Source organism: Streptomyces sp. NPDC001700, from assembly GCF_053596435.1.
In genome coordinates this window covers 575,951-594,422 of record NZ_JBSFGE010000003.1, presented here as the reverse complement: position 1 = coordinate 594,422, position 18,472 = coordinate 575,951, and the positions used below count along the sequence as shown (strand labels likewise).

The following is an 18,472-nucleotide window of genomic DNA, read 5'->3' as shown; positions in this document are numbered from 1 at the left end:
GTTCTGCCTGACGGGGCGGGATGTGGCGGGCCGGGGTGCGCTGTCGTCTGCGGTGGGTGGTTGTTCCCCTGGCCCGCCCCTTCCCGGAACCGGGGCTCTGCCCCGGGCCCCGGACGCGGTCCGGTCTGTGCCGCAACGTCTGCCTGACGGGGCGGGATGTGGCGGGCCGGGGTGCGCTGTCGTCTGCGGTGGGTGGTTGTTCCCCTGGCCCGCCCCTTCCCGGAACCGGGGCTCCGCCCCGGGCCCCGGACGCGGTTTGGTCTGCGCCGCCATGGCTCGCTTGACCGCCGCGCCCGCTCGGTGAGCGACCGCCGAGGACACCTCGTGCCGCACGCCGCAGCGCCCGGCCCCGTAGCACCTCGCCCAGCCAGGCGGGCCGTGGCGGCACGGCGCCCGGGGTCCAGGGGCGGAGCCCCTGGTTCGGGAAGGGGCGGGCTGGGGAACAACAGCGCACCCACCACGCCCCGCGCTGGCCCGGGGCGCTGCGCTGGCTAGCGCAGGCCGTCCAGGGTGATGGGGAGGTGGCGGGGGCCTCTTAGGACGGCGTTGCGGCGGTAGGGCGGGGGGTCCTCCAGGAGGCGGGGGTTCTCCAGGCGCTGGGCCAGCGCGGTCAGGGCCAGCTGGGCCTCCAGGCGGGCCAGCGGGGCGCCGAAGCAGCTGTGGATGCCGCTGCCGAAGCCGAGGTGCTGGTTGTCGCGGCGCTGGGGGTCGAAGCGGTCGGGGTCGAGGAAGCGCTGCGGGTCGCGGTTGCCGGAGGCCAGGACCAGCCAGACGGGGGCGCCCTTGGGGATCGTCACCCCGGCGATGTCGATGTCCGAGAGCGGGGTGCGCTGGGGGAGCAGTTGGACGGGCGGGTCGTAGCGCAGCAGCTCCTCGACCAGGGGGACGGCCAGATGGGGCTTGGCGCGCAGCCGGGCCAGGACATCGGGGTTGCGGAGCAGGGCGAGCATGCCGTTGGTGATCAGGTTGACGGTGGTCTCGTGGCCCGCGACCAGCAGCAGCGCGGCGGTGCTCAGCAGCTCCGTATGGTTCATCTTGCCGTCCGGGCCGTGCCCGGCGACCAGGGCGGAGAGCATGTCGTCGCCGGGGGAGCGGCGGCGTTCCTCGATGAGTTCGGAGAGGTAGCGGCCGAGTTCGGCGCGCGCCTGGTGGGTGACGCGGCGGCGTTCGGCGGCGTCCTGCTCGGGGTCCGGGTCGAGGCTCGCGGCGAGGGTGTCGGCCCAGGTGTGGAAGCGGGGTTCGTCCTCGCGCGGCACGCCCAGCAGGCGGCAGATGACGGTGACCGGGAAGGGGTACGAGAAGTCGTCGACGAGGTCGATGTGGTCCCGGTCCCCGAAGCCGTCGATGAGTTCGCCGACGATGCGGGACAGCTCGCCGCGCATGGCGTGGATGCGCCGGGGGGTGTGCGGCGGGCCGAAGGGGGTCATGGCGAGGCGGCGCAGCCGGTCGTGTTCGGGCGGGTCGAGCTTGAGGAAGGCGGGGGGCAGGCCGGGGTCGTCCTCTTCCGCCTCGGCGCCGTCCGGCTCGCCCGCGAGGCCGGGGTCGAGGTTGCGCGCGTCGGAGCTGATGCGCGGGTCGTGCAGCAGGGCGTGGATCTCCCAGTACGTGCTGACGATGTACGGGCCGTCCTCCTCGTGCACCACGGGGGTCTTCCGCAGTTCCGCGTAGATCGGGTACGGGTCGGCGCGGTTCGCGTAGTCGGTGATCTTCCGCAGGAGGGGGCCCTGGGCCATGGCGGAGTCCTTCCGGGACGGGGATCAGGGACGGGGACGGGGGCTCAGTGGCCTTAGTGGCGCGCGGGCGTGAAGGTGATGCGCCGGTCGGCGGGCGAGTAGCCGCTGAGCGTGACGGTCGGGCCGTGGGTGGGCAGCGTGGGGTCCGGGAAGTCGGCCGGGACCGGCCGCAGCCCTTCGGCGCGGCGGTCGACGGTGGTGAACGGTGGCGGGAACGGCGCGGCGGTCTCGATCAGCCGCTGGTAGAACGCCAGCCACTTGCTCTGGTCGAAGGTGACGGCGGCGATGACGCGCCCCTGGTACCCGTACACCGCGGTGAAGCGGTGCTCGGCGAGCGACCCTTGCGCGATCAGGACCTCCTCGCCCAGCGACGGCACCCCGACCGACTTGATGTTCACCCCGAACTGGGAGGACCAGAAGGCCGGGACCCACAGATGCGGCCGCCGGTCGGCGCTCGCGCTGATCATGTTGTGCGCGGCGATCTCGGCCTGCGCGACCGCGTTGCCCCAGTGCTCCAGGGACAGGAACTGGTAGCCGAAGAGCGGATGCGGGGAGCGGGCGACGTCCCCGGCCGTGAAGACGTCGTCGGTGACGATGCCGCGTACGTCGAACGCGCGGCAGCCCGCGTCGCAGGCGATGCCGCGCGGCCCGGCGCCGAGCCCGGAACCGGCCAGCCACTCGGTGTTGCGGGTGATGCCGAGGGAGACCACCGCCACGTCGGCGTCGAGGGCGGTGCCGTCGGACAGATGGGCGCGCCGCAGCCGCCCGGCGGCGTCGCCCTCCAGCCCGGTGACCATGACGCCGCAGCGCAGATCCACGCCGTGGGCGCGGTGCAGGTCTGCGGCGACCTGGCCGAGCACCCCGCCGAGCGCGCCGACCAGGGGGGTGGGGCCGCGTTCGGCGACGGTGACCGCGAGCCCCCGCTCCCGGCAGGCGGAGGCGATCTCCGAACCGGTGAAGCCCGCGCCGATGACCAGCACCCGGCGCGGTGCGGCCGACAGACGGCGGTGCAGCGCGGCCGCGTCCTCTCGGGTGCGGAGCACGAAGACGCCGTCCAGCTCGGCTTCCAGGGGGTGCGGCCAGGGCCGGGCGCGCACCCCGGTGGTGATCATGAGCCGGTCGTAGCCGACCTCGTCGCCGTCGGCCAGCCGCACCCGCCGGGCCGTCATGTCCAGCCCGGTGGCGGCGACGCCGAGCCGCCACGTCGCGTCGATCGCGCGGCGCCGGGGCAGCGCGGTGTGGTCGGCGGGGGACCTGCCCAGCAGCACCTGTTTGGACAGCGGTGGCCGGTCGTACGGCTCATGGGGCTCGTCGCCGATCATCGTGAGCGACCCGGCGAACCCCTCCTCGCGCAGCGTCTCGGCGGCCCGCAGCCCGGCCAGCGAGGCACCCACGATCACGATGCGCCCGTCGCGCCGCAGCGTGTGCGGCGCGCCGTCAGCGGACACCGGAGAGGTCCGCATCATCGACGGAGCGGTCCTCGTCGTCGACCAGGATGGCCTGGACCGGGCAGGCGGCGGCCGCGCGCGCCACGTTCTCCCGCTGGGCCTCGTCCGCGTGCGGGGTGTAGAGCAGCGCCTCTTCACCGTGGAGGGTGAAGACGTCGGGGGCGAGGAACGCGCACTGCGCGTACCCCTGGCAGCGGTTGAGATCGACGACAAGCCTCATCGGGCCCTGCCCTTCGCAACGCGACGCAACGCTCGGGTCGCCGGGTCACCCCTCCTCACGGCCAGCATGGGCGAGGCGGCCGGGGGCCGCGCGCACAGCCGGGCCAAAGGGGCGACGGGGGCGATTACCGGCGGCGGGGCGCCAGGAGATGGGGCAGTGTGCCAGTGGCGGCGGGGGCGTGAACCGTCGTGCGCAAGAGCTGAGTCATTCCGCCCGTGATCTCGTGGCCGCTACTACCGTGCGGGGAATGTTCCATTCCGCAGCCCTCTCCTCAACCCCACAAAGAGGCGGGATCGCCGCTGTCGGTTCCACGGGGCGGCGTATGTGATGAACCTCTCGTCCTTACGTCGCGCGCAGCGCGCCCCCGCCCCTGCCTCTCCGCCCGCGCCCGCCGCACCCCCCACCGCTCCCAAGCAGCGTGACGCGTTCTTCGACAACGCCAAGTACCTGGCCATCGTGCTGGTCGCGATGGGGCACTCCTGGGAACCCCTGCGGAACGGCAGCAGGGCGGCGTCCGCCCTCTACATGTTCGTGTACGCGTTCCACATGCCGGCGTTCATCCTCATCTCCGGCTACTTCTCGCGGAACTTCGACTTCCGGCCGGATCGGCTGAAGCGCCTGCTCACCGGGGTCGTCGTCCCGTACGTCATCTTCGAGACCGTCTACAGCCTGCTCAAGGGCTGGGCGGGCGGCGACCTCTCGTACCCGGTGAGCCTGCTCGACCCCTGGTATCTGACCTGGTTCCTGATCGCGCTCTTCGTCTGGCGGGTCACCACCCCGGTGTGGCGGATGGTGCGCCATCCGGTGCCGGTCGCGCTCGCGATCGCCGCGCTCGCCTCGTGCTCGCCCGACATCGGCGACGATCTCGACCTCCAGCGGGTGCTGCAGTTCCTGCCCTTCTTCGTGGCGGGGCTGCACATGCGGCCGGAGCACTTCCGGGTGGTGCGGCGGCGCGAGGTGCGGCTGCTGGCCCTGCCCGTGGTGGCCGCCGCGCTGGTCTTCGCCTACTGGGCGGTGCCGCGCATGAACGCCGGGTGGTTCTACCACCGGGACAGCGCCCAGGAGCTGGGGGCGCCGTGGTGGAGCGGCATGGTGATGACGTTCGCCCTCTTCGGCTGCTCCATGGCGCTCACCGCGTGCTTCTTCGCCTGGGTGCCGGGGCGGACGATGTGGTTCACCGCGCTCGGCGCCGGGACGCTGTACGGATATCTGCTGCACGGCCTGCTCATAAAGGGCTCCCACTTCGCGGGCTGGTACGAACCGGCCTGGCTGCACACCCCGGCGGGCGCGATCGCGGTCACGGTCATCGCCGCGGTGGTGGTGACGGCGCTGTGCTCGCCGCTCGTGCGGCGGATGCTCCGGTTCGCGATGGAGCCGCGGATGGAGTGGGCGTTCCGGTCGGCGTCGGCGGCGGGCGGTGCCGCCAAGGTCGTAGCCGGGTCCGGTTCGGGGTCGGGGGCCGCCGTACCCAGCCCGCGGGCGCTCGTCTCCGGGGTCTCCGGCGCCGCCGCGACCGCGCCACGGGCGACCGAGCCACGGGCGACCGTGCCGTCCCAGGTGACGAGACCGTCGAGCTAGCCGCGTCGTCCGGCCCCGCCGCGCCCCGCCGCGCCCGTCCCGTCGCGGCGGGGCCGGAAACGTTCGCACGCTCATGTGACTGATCGGGCTGTCGGATAGGCCGCCAGGCCCCTGGGTAGGGCCGGGCCGTGACACAGCCTTTTCAACTCCCCGACTTCTACATGCCGTACCCGTCCCGGCTGAATCCCCACGTCCAGGAGGCGCGGGAGCACTCCACCCGGTGGGCCCGCGAGATGGGCATGCTCGAAGGATCCGGGATCTGGGAGCAGGACGACCTCGACGCCCACGACTACGCGCTGCTGTGCGCCTACACCCACCCCGAGTGCTCCGGCCCGGAGCTGGCGCTGATCACGGACTGGTATGTGTGGGTGTTCTTCTTCGACGACCACTTCCTGGAGCGGTTCAAACGGTCGCAGGACCGCGCGGGCGGCAAGGCGTATCTGGACCGGCTGCCGCTGTTCATGCCGATGGACCCGGCGGCCGGGATGCCGGAGCCGGTCAATCCGGTCGAGGCGGGCCTGAAGGATCTGTGGGTGCGGACGGTGCCCGCGATGTCGCCGGACTGGCGGGCCCGGTTCCGGGAGTCCACGGAGAACCTGCTCAACGAGTCGCTGTGGGAGCTGTCCAACATCAACGCGGGCCGGACCCCCAATCCGGTGGAGTACATCGAGATGCGCCGCAAGGTCGGCGGCGCCCCCTGGTCGGCGGGGCTCGTGGAGCACGCGGTGGGGGCCGAGGTCCCGGCGGCGATCGCGGAGTCGCGTCCGCTGCGGGTGCTGCGGGACGCGTTCGCGGACGCGGTGCATCTGCGCAACGACCTGTTCTCGTACCAGCGGGAGATCGAGGAGGAGGGCGAGCGGAGCAACGGTGTGCTCGTCCTGGAGACGTTCCTCGGCTGCACCACCCAGCAGGCGGCGGACGCCGTGGGCGACCTGCTCACCTCGCGGCTCCAGCAGTTCGAGAACACCACGTTCACCGAGCTGGCCCCGCTCTTCGCCGAGCACGGCCTGTCCGTGGCGGCCTGCGCGGATGTCATGGCGTACGTCCGGGGGCTCCAGGACTGGCAGTCGGGCGGCCATGAGTGGCACCTGCGGTCCAGCCGCTACATGAACGGCGGCGGGGCGGCCGGGAGCGAGCCCGCCGCCTGGTCGCCGTTCTCCGTGAGCGGTCTGGGCGGCAGCGGCCTTGGCGTGTCGGCGGCCGACATACGGCTCACCACCGGCCGGGCGGAGCGGGCCCGGGCGCGCGGTTTCAGCCATGTGCCGTACGCGCGGGTCGGGCCGTCCCGGCTGCCGGACTTCGACCTGCCGTTCACCGCCCGGCTCAGCCCGCATCTGGACCGGGCGCGCCGCCATCTGGTCGAGTGGTCGCACCGGATGGGCATCCTCGGGCCGCAGCCCGGCGTCCCCGACGTGTACGTCTGGGACGAGCGCAAGCTGCTCGCCGCCGACCTTCCGCTGTGCGCGGCGGGCATCCACCCGGAGGCGTCCCCCGACGAGCTGGATCTGACGTCGGGCTGGCTCGCCTGGGGGACGTACGCGGACGACTACTACCCGCAGGTCTTCGGCCGGAGGCGGGACCTCACCGGCGCGAAGCTGTGCAACGACCGGCTCAAGGCCCTCATGCCGGTCGACGCCAGCCCCGCCCCCGCCCCGGTCAGCGGGCTCGAACGCTCCCTCGCCGACCTGTGGTCGCGTACCGCGGGGCCCATGGAGGAGGGCGAGCGCCGGGCGTTCCGGCAGGCCGTCGACGACATGCTGGAGAGCTGGCTGTGGGAGCTGGCGAACCAGGCGCAGAACCGGATCCCCGACCCGGTCGACTACGTCGAGATGCGCCGCCACACCTTCGGCTCCCACCTCACCGTGAGCCTGTGCCGACTGTCCTACGGGCGGCGCCTCCCGCCCGAGGTCTACGGCAGCGGGCCGGTCCGTTCGCTGGAGAACGCGGCCATGGACTACGCCACCCTGCTGAACGACGTCTTCTCGTACCAGAAGGAGATCGAGTTCGAGGGCGAGGTCCACAACGGTGTCCTGGTCGTGCAGAACTTCTTCGACTGCGACTACCCGACCGGGGTGGCCGTCGTCCATGACCTGATGGACTCGCGGATGCGGCAGTTCCAGCACGTCGCGGCGCATGAGTTCCCCGTCCTGTACGAGGACTTCGGGCTGTCGGCGGCGGGCCGGGCGGCCCTGGAGGCGTATGTGCGCGACCTCCAGGACTGGATGACCGGGATCATGACCTGGCACCGGGAGGTGGCCCGGTACCGGGAGGAGGAGCTGCGGCGCCCGCCCGGGGGGCCGCGGCAGCTGCTCGGGCCGACCGGGCTCGGCACGTCGGCCGCGCGGCTTCCGGTGGCCGTGGGCCGGTAGCGGCGGGGGTTTGCGTACGGCTGTGTACGGCCCCGCCTTGTCCTCTTGTTCTGGCGGACAAGGCGGGGCCGTCGCATGTTGGCCGCCCGGTACGAAGCCGGGTGCGGGGCGGGGCCTGTTGAATGCCGCGCAATCCCCTCGCGCCCTGGAGGTACCGTGTCGCGGCGCAATCTGCTCCTGTTCCTGCCCGTGGTCCCGGCGCTGGCCCTGCTCGCGTCGGTGTGGCTGCCGTTCGTCAACGCCGAGCGGCTGTGGTTCGGGATGCCCTCGCTGTACGTATGGGTCGGCGGCTGGGTGCTCTCGCTCACCCCGGCGCTGGCCGCCGTCGAGTGGGGGCTGTTCCGGCACCGTGAGCGGGTGGCGGCGGGTGAGGCACCGTGAGCGTCGTCCTCGCCGTATCGCTGCTGGGCATGTGCGCCCTGGCCCTGTGCGGCTTCCTCGGCCGGACCGGGCGCTCCGCCGACCTCGCCGAATGGGCCGTCGGGCGGCGTAACTTCGGCACCGCCGCCATGTGGTTCCTGCAGGCGGGCGAGGTGTTCACCACCTTCAGCTTCCTCGGGATCGCGGGGGTCGCGTACACCGGCGGCAACGCCGCCACGTACGCCGTCGTCTATCTGGCGCTCGCCTTCCTGCTGCTCTACTTCGTCCAGCCGAGGCTGTGGCGGCTGGGCAAGGACCGCGGCTACCTCACCCAGGCCGACTACTTCACCGACCGCTACGGCAGCCCGCTGTTCGGCAAGGTCGTCGCCGTCATCGGGCTGGTCTTCCTGCTCCCGTACATCCAGCTCCAGCTCACCGGGCTCGGCATGGTCGTCGGGCTGGTGACGGGCAGCACGGCGTCGGGGCGGCTGAGCATGGTGCTGGCCTCGGTGCTGACGGCGGCCTTCGTGCTGTGGTCCGGCATCCGCGGGCTGAAGAACAGCGCCTACTTCAAGGACGTCCTGACGGTCGGCGTCATCGCGGTGCTCGCCGTCGTCGTCCCGCTGCACTATGTCGGCGGCGGTGGGGTGGGCGAGGTGTTCCGGCGGGTGCACGAGGCGCAGCCGCAGCTGCTGACCGTGCACGGCGGGGCGCAGGACCAGGTGTGGTGGACGACGAGCGTGCTGGTCTCGGCGATCGCGGGCGGGCTGATGGCGACGCCGCACCACTGGCCGCCGCTGATGGCGGCGGCCGGGCCGCGGGCGATCCGTACGAACAACGTCTTCATGCCGCTGTACCAGGTCGCGCTGATGATCCCGATCATGATCGGGCTGACGGGGGTCGTCGCGAAGGTCGATGGCGACGGCGACGGGGTGCTGCTCACCCTGGCGCAGGGCGCGCTGCCGGACTGGGCCACCGGGCTCGTCGTGGTGGCCGCGGCGGCCTCGGCGATGGTTCCGGCCGGGGCGATGTGCATCGGCATCTCCACCCTGGTCGCGCAGAACCTGCTGCCCCCGGGGCGGGAGTCGGCCCGGATGCGGGTCAACCACAGCGTCGTCGTCCTGGCCATCGGGCTGGCCCTCACCCTCGGCATCCTGCGGCCCGGGCTGCTGGCCGATCTGCAACTGCTCACCGTGAGCGGCTTCATCCAGCTGGTCCCCGGCCTGCTCGCCGTCCTCGGCGCCCGGCGCCTGCTCACGGCCCGTGCCGCGCTGGCCGGGCTGGCGGCGGGGGAGGGTGTGGTGGTGTGGCTGACGCTGGCGGAGGTGGATGTGCGGCATGTGAATGCCGGGTTGGTGGGGCTGGCGGTGAACCTGGCGGTGGCGGTGCTGGCCCAGCTGCTCTTCCCCCACCCCGCCCCTTCCCGAACCGGGGCCCCCGCCCCGGCCCCCCACCGGGCCTCCGCCCCGCGACCCGGCCCCGACGATGCCGTGGCCACCGCGGCGCGCCGCTCCGACGAGCCGCCTCGCGGATGACCACCCGCGCGCCCACCCCGGGGGCTCCGCCCCAGACCCCACCGAGGCGCGGGCAGCGCCGCGCGGTCGGCAGGCCCCTGGCGGTGGCCGGGGGAGTGTTGTTTCCCCCACCCCGCCCCTTCCCGAAACCGGGGCCCTGCCCCGGACCCCGCCGAGGTGCGGCAGCGCCGCGCGGTCGGCAGGCCCCTCGTGGTGGTCGGGGGCGTGTTGTGTCCCCCGCCCCTTCCCGAAACCGGGGGCGCGCGCCCGGACCCCGCCGAGGCTCCGCCTCGGAACTCGGTGCGCGCGGTGCGGCGGTCAGCGCCGCAGGGGCGCCTCGACGTATCCCCTCGCGGGGTGCCGTACCCCGCCTCGGGGCTGGCGGTCGCCCCCCTGGGCTGGCCGCCCCGGGCCTGCCGTTGCGGCGTGTGCTTTCGCGCTGCCCCGCGGTGCCCGTGTCCCTGCGGCTGCCTGCCGCGCCGCGCTGCCGGGCCGTGTCCCGGCGGCTCGGGGCGGGGTCCAGGGGCGGGGCCCATGGTTCGGGAAGGGGCGGGGTGGGGAACAACGCCGCCGCAGGCCTCCGGGGACAATCCGACGAGCTACGAGAGTGAGTGGGCAACCGTGACGGATCACGACGACGAGCTGTGCTACAAGACCGCGCGCGAGCTGAGCGCCCTGCTGCGGCGCCGTGAGCTGTCGGCGCGCGAGGTGGTCCGGGCGCATCTGGACCGGATCGAGCGGGTCAACCCCGGCGTCAACGCGATCGTCACCCTCGTCGCCGACCGCGCCCTCACCGCCGCCTCGGCGGCCGACGAGCGGATCGTGGCCGAAGGGGCGGATGGGGTGCTGCACGGGCTGCCCATCGCGCACAAGGACACCCACAACACGGCGGGCATCCGCACCAGCCACGGTTCGCCGCTCGCCGACGGCATACCGGACCAGGACGACCTGATCATCGAACGGATCCGGAACGCCGGGGCGATCACCCTCGGCAAGACCAACGTGCCCGAGTTCGCCGCCGGTTCGCACACCTTCAACCCCATCTTCGGCGCCACCCACAACCCGTACGACCCCGACCGCAGCGCGGGCGGCAGCAGCGGGGGCGCGGCCGCCGCGCTGGCCAGCGGCATGATCCCGATCGCGGACGGCAGCGACACCGGCGGATCGCTGCGCAACCCGGCCTCGTTCAACAACGTGGTCGGGCTGCGCCCGTCGCCCGGCCGCGTACCGACCTGGCCCGCGTCGAACGCGTGGACCACGCTCTCGGTCAAGGGCCCGATGGCCCGTACGGTCGCGGACACCGCCCTCCTGCTGTCCGCGATGGCGGGCCCGGACGCCCGGTCGCCGATCGCGCTGGAGGAGCCCGGCGCCGCGTTCGCCCGGCCGCTGGACCGGGATCTGGCCGGGCTGCGGGTGGCCTGGTCGCCGGATCTGGGCGGGCTGGTGCCGGTGGAACCCGAGGTGGCGGCGGTCGTGGAGGCCTCGGCGGGGGTCTTCGAGGACCTGGGGTGCGCGGTGGAGCGGGCGTGCCCGGACCTGTCGGAGGGCGAGGAGGTGTTCCGTACGCAGCGGGCCGCGCTGTTCGAGGTGGCGTTCGGCCCGCTCATGGACCGTCACCCGGAGGAGCTGAAGCGGACGATCCGGGAGAACGCGGAGGTGGGGCGCCGCCTCACCGGGCCCGAGGTGGCCCGCGCGGAGGTGCTGCACACAGCCCTCTTCCACCGCGTCCGCGCCTTCTTCGAGCGGTACGACGTGCTGCTGCTCCCGGTCAGCCAGGTGCCGCCGTTCGACATCGGCGTCGAGTACCCGGCGGAGGTGGCGGGGGTGGCGATGCGGGACTACCTGGAGTGGATGCGTTCCGCGTACCTGGTCACGGCGACGGGCAGCCCCGCGCTGTCCGTCCCGGCCGGGTTCACCCCCGGCGGGCTGCCGGTGGGGGCGCAGATCGTCGGCCCGCACCGGGCGGATTTCGCCGTCCTGCAGATCGGCCACGCCTTCGAGCAGGCCACCGGGTACGGACGGCGGCGCCCGCGGCTCCAGGGCCAGAACTAAGGGCCAGATCAAGGGGTAAGACACCCCTGGCAGCGTGTGACCGCGGATGGATAACCTCCGCCTCAGCGCATCGACGCGGTCCGACCCGGGTAGCTGACCCGGGATCCCGGAACCGGCGGCGCGCTCATGAGCGGAGGAGCCATGTACGACGACTCCCCGGACGGCCTCCTCGCCTTGGCCGACAGCATCGCCGGGCTGGTCGGCGCGCCGGTCACCATCGAGGACGACGCGTCCGAGCTGATCACCTACTCGCCCGGCCAGGAGTACTCGGACGACGCCCGCGTCGCGACGATCCTCAGCCGCCGGGTGCCCGACCGGTACCGGCCGCTGCTGCGCCACGAGCGGCTGGACGTACGGCTGGCGGGCTCGTCCGCCCCGCTGTACGCGGACTTCCGCGCGTCCGGGCTGCTGCCGCGCGCGGTCATGCCGATCCGGGTGGACGACCTGTCGGTGGGTTCCATCTGGGCGATCGTGCCCACCGCGCCCTCCCGCGAGCAGCGGGCGGCGCTGGAGGAGTCGGCCGCGCTGGCCGCCCCGGTGCTGGCCCGGCAGATCGCGCGGCGGCGCGGCGAGGAGGCGCGGCGGACCGAGGCGGTACGGGCCCTCCTGGGCGGCGGGCCGCAGGCGGCGGAGGCCGCCGCCGAACTGCCGCTGCCGCCCGGGCCGCTGGCCGTCGTCGCCCTGCGCCCGACGACCCCGGCCCCATCGGGCGAGCCGCTGCGGCGTGCCCTCGCGGCGCTCACCGACGGTGGTGTCTACGGGGAGGCCGACAGCGCGGGCTATGCCGTCCTGCCGGTACGCGACGAACAGCGGCTGGCCCGCGTGGTCCGCGAACTCCCGGGCCGGGCCGGGCTGCTGGCCGGGGTGGGCCGTACCGTCCCCGGCCCGGACCTGCTGGACCGCTCACGGGCCGACGCCGACCTGGTCGTCCGGCTGCTCACCCGGCTGGGCGGCGGCGCGGGCGGGACCGCCGCCCACATCCGCGATGTCCACCTGGACGCGCTGCTCATGCAGACGGTGGACCTGGCCGACGAGGCCGGACACGACCCGCTGGGCGCGATCGCCGACCTGGAGCGTTACGACCGCGAGCGCGGCACGGACCTCCTCGACAGCCTGGCCCGCTACCTCGCCTCCGGCGAGGACGCCCGCCTGGCCGCCCGCCAGCTCCACATCCACCCCAACACCCTCCGCTACCGGCTGCGGCGCGCCCACGAGATCGCCGGTCTTGACCTGGCCGACCCAGCCGCCAAGTTCGAAATCCAACTCCGCCTCCGCCTACGATCCCTCCGCCTCCCGTAGCCCCCGGCGGAACCCGGCCCCGTGGGGCCCGCATGCGGCGTACCGCGTTCGGCAACCGGTGCATGCCCGCACGAAGGCCCGCGCGCTGAAGCCCGGTACCCGCTCCCCGCACCTGACGCCCGGCGCACGCGGGCCCGCCCTGGCGCACCGGGTGGGTGGCCCGGCTCTTCGCCCCAGGCCCGGGGTCCGGTGCGGAGCCTCGGGGGCGGGCCATCCGGCCCCGGCCCCCGGTACACGATGCGCGGGCCCCCGGCCCGCATGCGGCGTACCGCGTTCGGCAACCGGTGCATGCCCGCACGAAGGCCCGCGCGCTGAAGCCCGCCACCCGCTCCCCGCACCTGACGCCCGGCGCACGCGGGCCCGCCCCGGCACCTCGCTCGCGCCACACGTGGGCACCGCCCCCGGCCGATCGGGTGTTGCGCTCCGGCCCTTCGCCCGGGCGTCTCCGGGTAGCTGCCCGGGGGCGACCTGGCACGTCCCGGCCTACGGGGCTGCGCCCCGCACCCTGTGCCCGGCACATGGCGCACGCCTGGGCCTCGCCCCGGCGGGCCGGGTGCGCTCTCGCCTTTCGCCTGGGCGTCCCCGGACGCCCCCGGGGGGAGCTGCCCGCTACACGCGGCGTTGCGACTGAGCGCGTTCCGGCCCACGGTCTGCGCCCCGCGCCTTCGCTCGCCGGGGCTCGGGGTCCGGGGCGGAGCCCCGGGTTCGGGGAGGGGCGGGGGGGGGATTGCCCGGCCGCCTGCCGCCCCCCTTTGTGCCGGGTTACAACAGCCGGACCTGCGGCATCGGTCTCGGGGACAGTGCGGTGGGGGTCCCCGCGCGCCCATGATGCGTACGCAGCACGCAAAGCCAGGGAAACCAGGGGAAGCCAGGGGAAGGGGAACGCCACCGTGTCCACACCGCGCAGTGCCGTCGTCGTCGGGGCCGGGATCGTCGGGCTCGCTACCGCCTGGGCGTTGCAGGGGCGTGGGGTCGAGGTCACCGTCGCCGAGCGGCGGCGACCGGCGGCCGGGGCCTCGTGGGGGAACGCGGGGTGGCTGACGCCCGCGCTGGCGCTGCCGTTGCCCGAGCCCGCCGCGTTGCGGTACGGGGTGCGGAGCCTGGTCTCGCCGACCTCGCCCGTCTACATCCCGCCCCGGGCGGACCCACGGCTGGCGCGATTCCTGCTGTCGTTCACCCGGCACTGCACCCCGCGCCGCTGGCGGGTGCTGGCCACCGCGTTCGCCACGCTGAACCGGCACGCGCTCGCGGCGTACGACGAGCTGGCGGCGGGCGGCGTCGCGGAGCCGACCGTGCCCGTGGACCCGATGCTGCTCGCTTTCGGGACGGCGGCCGAGCGCGCCGGGATGGTCGAGGAGCTGGAGCACGCCCGGGCGGCGGGGTACGAGATCCCGTACGACGTCCTCGACGGCGACCGGGCGCGGGCCCTGGAGCCGGTGCTCAGCGACGCGGTCGGCGCGGGCCTCGCGCTGCACGGCCAGCGGCGGCTGAACCCCGGGAACTTCGTGCGCGCGCTGGCGGATTCCGTCCGGGAGCGCGGCGGGAAGATCGTGGAGCGGGCCGAGGTGTCGGGCATCCGCGACCTGGGCACGGGCGTCGCGGTCGGCACGTCCCAGGGCGACCTGCGCGCGGACGTCGCCGTCGTCGCGACCGGGGCCTGGCTGGACCGGCTGGTCCGGCCGTTCGGGGTGCGGGTGCCCGTGCAGTCCGGACGCGGCTACAGCTTCAGCGTCCCCGCCGAGGGCGCACCGGCGCGCCCGACGTATCTGGCCGGGCAGAAGGTGGTGTGCACCCCGCTGGGCGACGGCCGGGTGCGGGTCGCCGGGATGATGGAGCTGGCGCCCCCGGAGCGGCCGGTCGACCCGCGCCGCATCCAGGCGATCATCGGCGCGGCCCGCCCGCTGCTGCGGGACGTCGACTGGGACGCCCGCCGGGACGAATGGGTCGGCTCGCGCCCCTGCACCGCCGACGGGCTGCCGCTGGTCGGCCCGACCGGCTCGCCACGGGTGTACGTGAACGGCGGCCACGGCATGTGGGGCGTGGCCCTCGGCCCCCTCACCGGGCGGCTGCTGGCGGACGCCATCGCGACCGGCACCGCGCCCGCCGAACTGGCCGCGCTGCATCCGCTCCGGTGACGTCCGTTGACGTTTTAGGGGGCGCGGGCCCGGTTACCCGGTGCGGTGACAGCGTCGAAAGGAGTCACCGATGAGCACCGTGCGGGAGACCGTCGAGGTTGAGGTTCCGCTGCACACGGCCTACAACCAGTGGACGCAGTTCACCGAGTTCCCGCGGTTCATGGAAGGCGTGGACCAGGTGACCCAGGTGGACGACCGTCACAACCACTGGTCGACTTCCATCGCCGGTGTGCACCGCGAGTTCGACACCGAGATCGTCGACCAGCTCCCCGACGAGCGCATCGCCTGGCGTACGACCTCGGGCGATGTCCAGCAGCAGGGCCTGGTGACCTTCCGGTCCCTGGACGCCACCCACACCGAGGTCAATCTGGCCCTGGTCTTCGAGCCGACCGGAATGGCGGAGAAGGCCGCGGACATGACCGGGACGCTCGACCGCCGGATCAAGGGCGACCTGCACCGGTTCAAGGACTTCATCGAGCACCGGGGCCAGGAAGAGGGCGGCTGGCGGGGCCGTATCAGCCCCGGCTGACCGCCTTCGCCCCGGAGCCGAGGGCGTCGGCCGACTATCCGGGTCGGCCGACGCCCTCGCGTACGTACGCCACGGCCCCGCCCCGTACGCCCTTGCCCGGCCGCCCCGCCAGGCGCAAGCTGGTCGTATGGGGACTCCAGGAGGCCCTACGCTCATCACCTCCGTGCAGCGAGCCTTCCGCCTGATGGAAGCCGTGGGCGCGCATGAGGGCGGTGCGCCCGCGAAACAGCTGGCGCGGGAGGCGGGGCTGCCGCTGGCCACCGCGTACCACCTGCTGCGGACCCTCGTCCACGACGGCTATGTGCACCGGCTGCCCGACGGCGGCTTCGTCGTCGGCGACAAGCTGCACACGCTCCAGGTCGGCAGCCGGGGGCAGGCGCTGCTCAACCGGGTGCGGCCGACGCTGGCCGGGCTGCGGGACGCGCTGTCGGCGGCCGCGTATCTGACCTTCTACGAGGACGGCGAGATCCGGGTCGCGGAGATCGTCGACAGCCCGCGGGCGCCGCGGGTGGATCTGTGGGTGGGGTTCGAGGACGCCGGGCACGCCACCGCGCTCGGCAAGTGCGTCTTGCGCGAGCTGGACGACGAGGCCCGCGGTGACTATCTGTCCCGGCATCCGCTCGCCGACCTCACCCCCCGCACCGTCACCCGCCCCGCCGAGCTGCTGCGGCGGCTGGACACCCTGGCCACGGGCGCGCCGGTCACCGACCTGGAGGAGTACGCGCTGGGGACGGTCTGCTTCGCGGTGCCCGTCTACAGCGGGGACCAGCTCGGCTCGCTCGGGGTGTCGATCCAGGCCGGTCAGGCGGACCGGGCCGCCCGGCTGGAGGAGATACGCGAGCGGCTGCTGCCGACGGCCGACCGCGTGACCAGGGGCCTTTCGCTCACTATCTGAAATTCCGGCCCTTGTCGCTCACCGTGAACCGCTGTTTCTCTGGAGATAACGGGCATCACGCCGTGTAGCCCCAGTGAGCGAGAGAGAGCAGTCGACCCGGACATGATCCAGGCCCGCACCCATCTGGACCAGCCCTATCCCCCCGCGCCGTTCGCGGCCGGGGTTCCCGTACTCATCCTGGGCGTGGTCGCCGTCATCGCCTTCGTCACCGGCGACGGGACGAGCTGGCTGCCGCTGCTCGCCGTCGGCCCCGCGCTGGCCGCCGCCGCGTGCCGCCCCTGGGCGGTGCTGCGGATCGGCTTCCTGGCCGTCGCGCTGGGCGCGGTGCTCGGCTCGTGGCTGGCGGCGCCGGTCCACGGGCAGGCGGTCGTGCTGTCGACGCTCGTCGCCGTGACCCTGGCGAGCTGCCTGGCCAGCGTGTTGCGCAGGCGCCGGGAACGGGTGCTGGCCGCCGTCCGCTCGGTCGCCGAGGCCGCGCAGAACGCGCTGCTGCGGCCGGTGCCCGCGCGGGTCGGCCAGTTCCAGGTGGCGGTCCGCTACAGCGCCGCCGCGGCGGAGGCCCGGGTGGGCGGCGACCTGTACGCGCTGGTGTCCACCCCGTACGGGGTCCGGCTGATCGTCGGCGATGTGCGCGGCAAGGGGCTGCCCGCCGTGTCCACCGCCGCGCTGGTGCTCGGCGTGTTCCGGGAGGCCGCGTACGACGAACCGGACCTGCTGGACGTCGTCGGCCGGATCGAGCGCAGCCTCGCCCGTAACCTCGCCGCCGACGACTTCGTCACCGCCGTCGTCGCCGGATACCCCGCCGAGGGGCGCATGGAGATCGTCAACTGCGGCCACGCGCCGCCGCTGCTGATCGGCCCGGCCGGTGCGGTCGTCCCCGTCGAGCCGGTGCGCCCGGCGCCGCCGCTGGGCCTGGCCTCGCTGGGCGGCGAGGCGCCGAGCCTCCAGGTGGTGCCGTTCGCCGACGGCGACCAGATGCTGCTGTACACCGACGGGGTCATCGAGGCGCGCGACGGCGGCCGGGAGTACTTCCCGCTGGTCGAGCGGGTGCCCGGACATGTCAGCGACGAGCCGTCCCGGACCCTGGCCGGGCTGCACGACGAACTGCTGGCGCACGTGGGCGGGCGGCTGCACGACGACGCGGCGCTGTTGCTGCTGCGCAAGCCCGCCCAGGACCGCAGCGGATCTCTGGCGGTCCGCCAACCGGTCCGCTAGCCGAAGTCGGCGATCAGTTCATGGAAGAGATCGTGTACGGCGTGGGCGGGCTCCGACAGCGGCTGGCTGTCGGACGTACAGAGGCTGAGCTTGACCGGGATGGCCGGGTTCACGATCCGCCGCACCACCAGCTTCTGCACGTCGAGGATCGCGCGCGCCGCCGACCACGGCAGCACCGTCGCCCCCATGTCCGCGCCCACCGCGCTGACCAGCGTCAGGACGGACTCGATCTCGCCGACCACCCGTGGCTGCAGTGAGGCCTGCTGGAACGCCGCGTCCACGACCTGGCGGATGGTGTGGATGCGGCTGGGCAGCAGCAGCTCCACGTCCGCCAGCTCCTCCAGCGGGACGTCCGCGCCCCCGCCCGGCTCCATCGTCCGGCCGGGCGCCGCGATCAGGAACAGGTCCTCGGTGCGCAGCGGCTCGAACTGCACGCCCCGCAGCGGCCCCGCCCCGTAGATGAACGCCATGTCCATCCGCCCGGTCATGATCGCCTCGCTGATCACCCCGCCGAAGTTCTCGTTGATGTGCAGGACGATGTCCGGATAGCGCTCGCGCACGCTGGTGAGCAGCGGCAGCGCCAGCGCCGCGCCCATGCTGTACGGGGCCAGGCCCACCGAGACGCTGCCCGCGGGCGCCCGCCCGGACACATCGACGGCGGCCTGCGCCAGCTCGACCTGGCGCAGGATGAGCTGGGCGTGCCGGTACAGCGCCCGGCCCGCCTCGGTCGGCGCTACGCCGCGCTTGCTGCGGATCAGCAGCTGCTGCTTGAAGTGGGACTCCAGCAGGGAGAGCTGCTGGCTGAGGGCGGGCTGCGCGATGTGCAGGATGTCGGCCGCGCGCGTGATGCTCCCGGCGTCGACGATCTTCACGAACGAGTACAGACGCCTGGTGTCCATGCACGGTCCTCCAGCCTCGGGGGGCCCTCATGGTAGGCGCCGTACGACCGCCGGGCGGCGTCGAGAGTGGGCCAGGTCATAACCAGCGGCGATTACGTCACACCCAACGCATATTTGCCGCCTTCTCCTGTGCGCATTACGTTCACCGGAACGCGAATTTCTCGTCGCGCAGATCCCTCTAGCGCAGCTCTCCCATGAATGGCGACAACGCCGCTTTCTTTCTTTT

At 73.8% G+C, this 18,472-nt stretch carries 14 protein-coding genes; 10 read left to right on the top strand and 4 right to left on the bottom strand.

All coding sequences use genetic code 11. The features are described 5' to 3' along the window. Positions 1 to 491: 491 nt before the first annotated feature. Genes ACWC5C_RS08435 through ACWC5C_RS08425 form a run of 3 tightly spaced genes read right to left on the bottom strand, consistent with a single transcriptional unit; the run spans position 492 to position 3,401 of the window. On the bottom strand, positions 492 to 1,733 hold the full coding sequence (locus ACWC5C_RS08435; protein WP_450874675.1) for a cytochrome P450: 1,242 nt from the start codon (positions 1,731 to 1,733) through the stop codon (positions 492 to 494). Between the two features lie 53 nt (positions 1,734 to 1,786). Continuing rightward, positions 1,787 to 3,199 (bottom strand): NAD(P)/FAD-dependent oxidoreductase, encoded by a 1,413-nt coding sequence (locus ACWC5C_RS08430; protein WP_450874674.1) that lies wholly within the window; start codon positions 3,197 to 3,199, stop codon positions 1,787 to 1,789. Further along, the gene (locus tag ACWC5C_RS08425; protein WP_450874673.1) at positions 3,171 to 3,401 is read right to left on the bottom strand and encodes a ferredoxin; all 231 of its coding nucleotides are present in this window, start codon (positions 3,399 to 3,401) and stop codon (positions 3,171 to 3,173) included. Before ACWC5C_RS08425 ends, ACWC5C_RS08430 begins: the two co-directional genes overlap by 29 nt. Positions 3,402 to 3,728: 327 nt before the next feature. Here ACWC5C_RS08425 and ACWC5C_RS08420 point away from each other — a divergent pair, with 327 nt between their 5' ends. The 10 genes from ACWC5C_RS08420 to ACWC5C_RS08375 all read left to right on the top strand — a co-directional run bounded on the left by ACWC5C_RS08420 (position 3,729) and on the right by ACWC5C_RS08375 (position 17,347). After that, the gene (locus ACWC5C_RS08420; protein ID WP_450874672.1) at positions 3,729 to 4,979 is read left to right on the top strand and encodes an acyltransferase family protein; all 1,251 of its coding nucleotides are present in this window, start codon (positions 3,729 to 3,731) and stop codon (positions 4,977 to 4,979) included. A gap of 128 nt (positions 4,980 to 5,107) precedes the next feature. Beyond that, positions 5,108 to 7,348, top strand: coding sequence for a terpene synthase family protein (locus ACWC5C_RS08415; protein ID WP_450874671.1), 2,241 nt, complete (start codon positions 5,108 to 5,110; stop codon positions 7,346 to 7,348). A gap of 156 nt (positions 7,349 to 7,504) precedes the next feature. After that, positions 7,505 to 7,729: a hypothetical protein gene (locus ACWC5C_RS08410; RefSeq protein WP_450874670.1), complete on the top strand. Its 225-nt coding sequence runs from the start codon at positions 7,505 to 7,507 to the stop codon at positions 7,727 to 7,729. Beyond that, the gene (locus ACWC5C_RS08405) at positions 7,726 to 9,243 is read left to right on the top strand and encodes a sodium:solute symporter family protein (RefSeq protein WP_450874669.1); all 1,518 of its coding nucleotides are present in this window, start codon (positions 7,726 to 7,728) and stop codon (positions 9,241 to 9,243) included. The genes ACWC5C_RS08410 and ACWC5C_RS08405 overlap by 4 nt, the downstream gene beginning before the upstream one ends. A gap of 600 nt (positions 9,244 to 9,843) precedes the next feature. After that, positions 9,844 to 11,274, top strand: coding sequence for an amidase (locus tag ACWC5C_RS08400; RefSeq protein WP_450874668.1), 1,431 nt, complete (start codon positions 9,844 to 9,846; stop codon positions 11,272 to 11,274). A 141-nt stretch (positions 11,275 to 11,415) separates the two neighbouring features. After that, entirely contained in the window at positions 11,416 to 12,573 is a 1,158-nt protein-coding gene (locus tag ACWC5C_RS08395; protein WP_450874667.1) for a PucR family transcriptional regulator, read from the top strand. A gap of 890 nt (positions 12,574 to 13,463) precedes the next feature. After that, positions 13,464 to 14,708: an NAD(P)/FAD-dependent oxidoreductase gene (locus tag ACWC5C_RS08390; protein WP_450874666.1), complete on the top strand. Its 1,245-nt coding sequence runs from the start codon at positions 13,464 to 13,466 to the stop codon at positions 14,706 to 14,708. Between the two features lie 70 nt (positions 14,709 to 14,778). Then, positions 14,779 to 15,237, top strand: coding sequence for an SRPBCC family protein (locus ACWC5C_RS08385; RefSeq protein ID WP_385436179.1), 459 nt, complete (start codon positions 14,779 to 14,781; stop codon positions 15,235 to 15,237). A 127-nt stretch (positions 15,238 to 15,364) separates the two neighbouring features. Then, on the top strand, positions 15,365 to 16,132 hold the full coding sequence (locus tag ACWC5C_RS08380) for an IclR family transcriptional regulator (RefSeq protein ID WP_450874665.1): 768 nt from the start codon (positions 15,365 to 15,367) through the stop codon (positions 16,130 to 16,132). Between the two features lie 102 nt (positions 16,133 to 16,234). After that, positions 16,235 to 17,347, top strand: a complete 1,113-nt coding sequence (locus ACWC5C_RS08375; RefSeq protein WP_450874664.1) for a PP2C family protein-serine/threonine phosphatase — start codon at positions 16,235 to 16,237, stop codon at positions 17,345 to 17,347. On the opposite strand, the gene nac is transcribed toward ACWC5C_RS08375, so the two are convergent. Then, complete coding sequence (gene nac / locus ACWC5C_RS08370) at positions 17,344 to 18,246, bottom strand: nitrogen assimilation transcriptional regulator NAC (protein WP_385436182.1); 903 nt, start codon at positions 18,244 to 18,246, stop codon at positions 17,344 to 17,346. The genes ACWC5C_RS08375 and nac overlap by 4 nt on opposite strands. Between the last annotated feature and the right edge of the window lie 226 nt (positions 18,247 to 18,472).

Bases quoted from the DNA above. Each gene is read 5' to 3' on its own strand.
- ACWC5C_RS08395 (WP_450874667.1), top strand. From the start codon at position 11,416: ATGTACGACGACTCCCCGGACGGCCTCCTCGCCTTGGCCGACAGCATC.
- ACWC5C_RS08430 (WP_450874674.1), bottom strand. From the start codon at position 3,199: ATGATGCGGACCTCTCCGGTGTCCGCTGACGGCGCGCCGCACACGCTG.
- ACWC5C_RS08420 (WP_450874672.1), top strand. From the start codon at position 3,729: ATGAACCTCTCGTCCTTACGTCGCGCGCAGCGCGCCCCCGCCCCTGCC.
- ACWC5C_RS08380 (WP_450874665.1), top strand. From the start codon at position 15,365: ATGGGGACTCCAGGAGGCCCTACGCTCATCACCTCCGTGCAGCGAGCC.
- nac (WP_385436182.1), bottom strand. From the start codon at position 18,246: ATGGACACCAGGCGTCTGTACTCGTTCGTGAAGATCGTCGACGCCGGG.
- ACWC5C_RS08375 (WP_450874664.1), top strand. From the start codon at position 16,235: ATGATCCAGGCCCGCACCCATCTGGACCAGCCCTATCCCCCCGCGCCG.
- ACWC5C_RS08425 (WP_450874673.1), bottom strand. From the start codon at position 3,401: ATGAGGCTTGTCGTCGATCTCAACCGCTGCCAGGGGTACGCGCAGTGC.
- ACWC5C_RS08435 (WP_450874675.1), bottom strand. From the start codon at position 1,733: ATGGCCCAGGGCCCCCTCCTGCGGAAGATCACCGACTACGCGAACCGC.
- ACWC5C_RS08385 (WP_385436179.1), top strand. From the start codon at position 14,779: ATGAGCACCGTGCGGGAGACCGTCGAGGTTGAGGTTCCGCTGCACACG.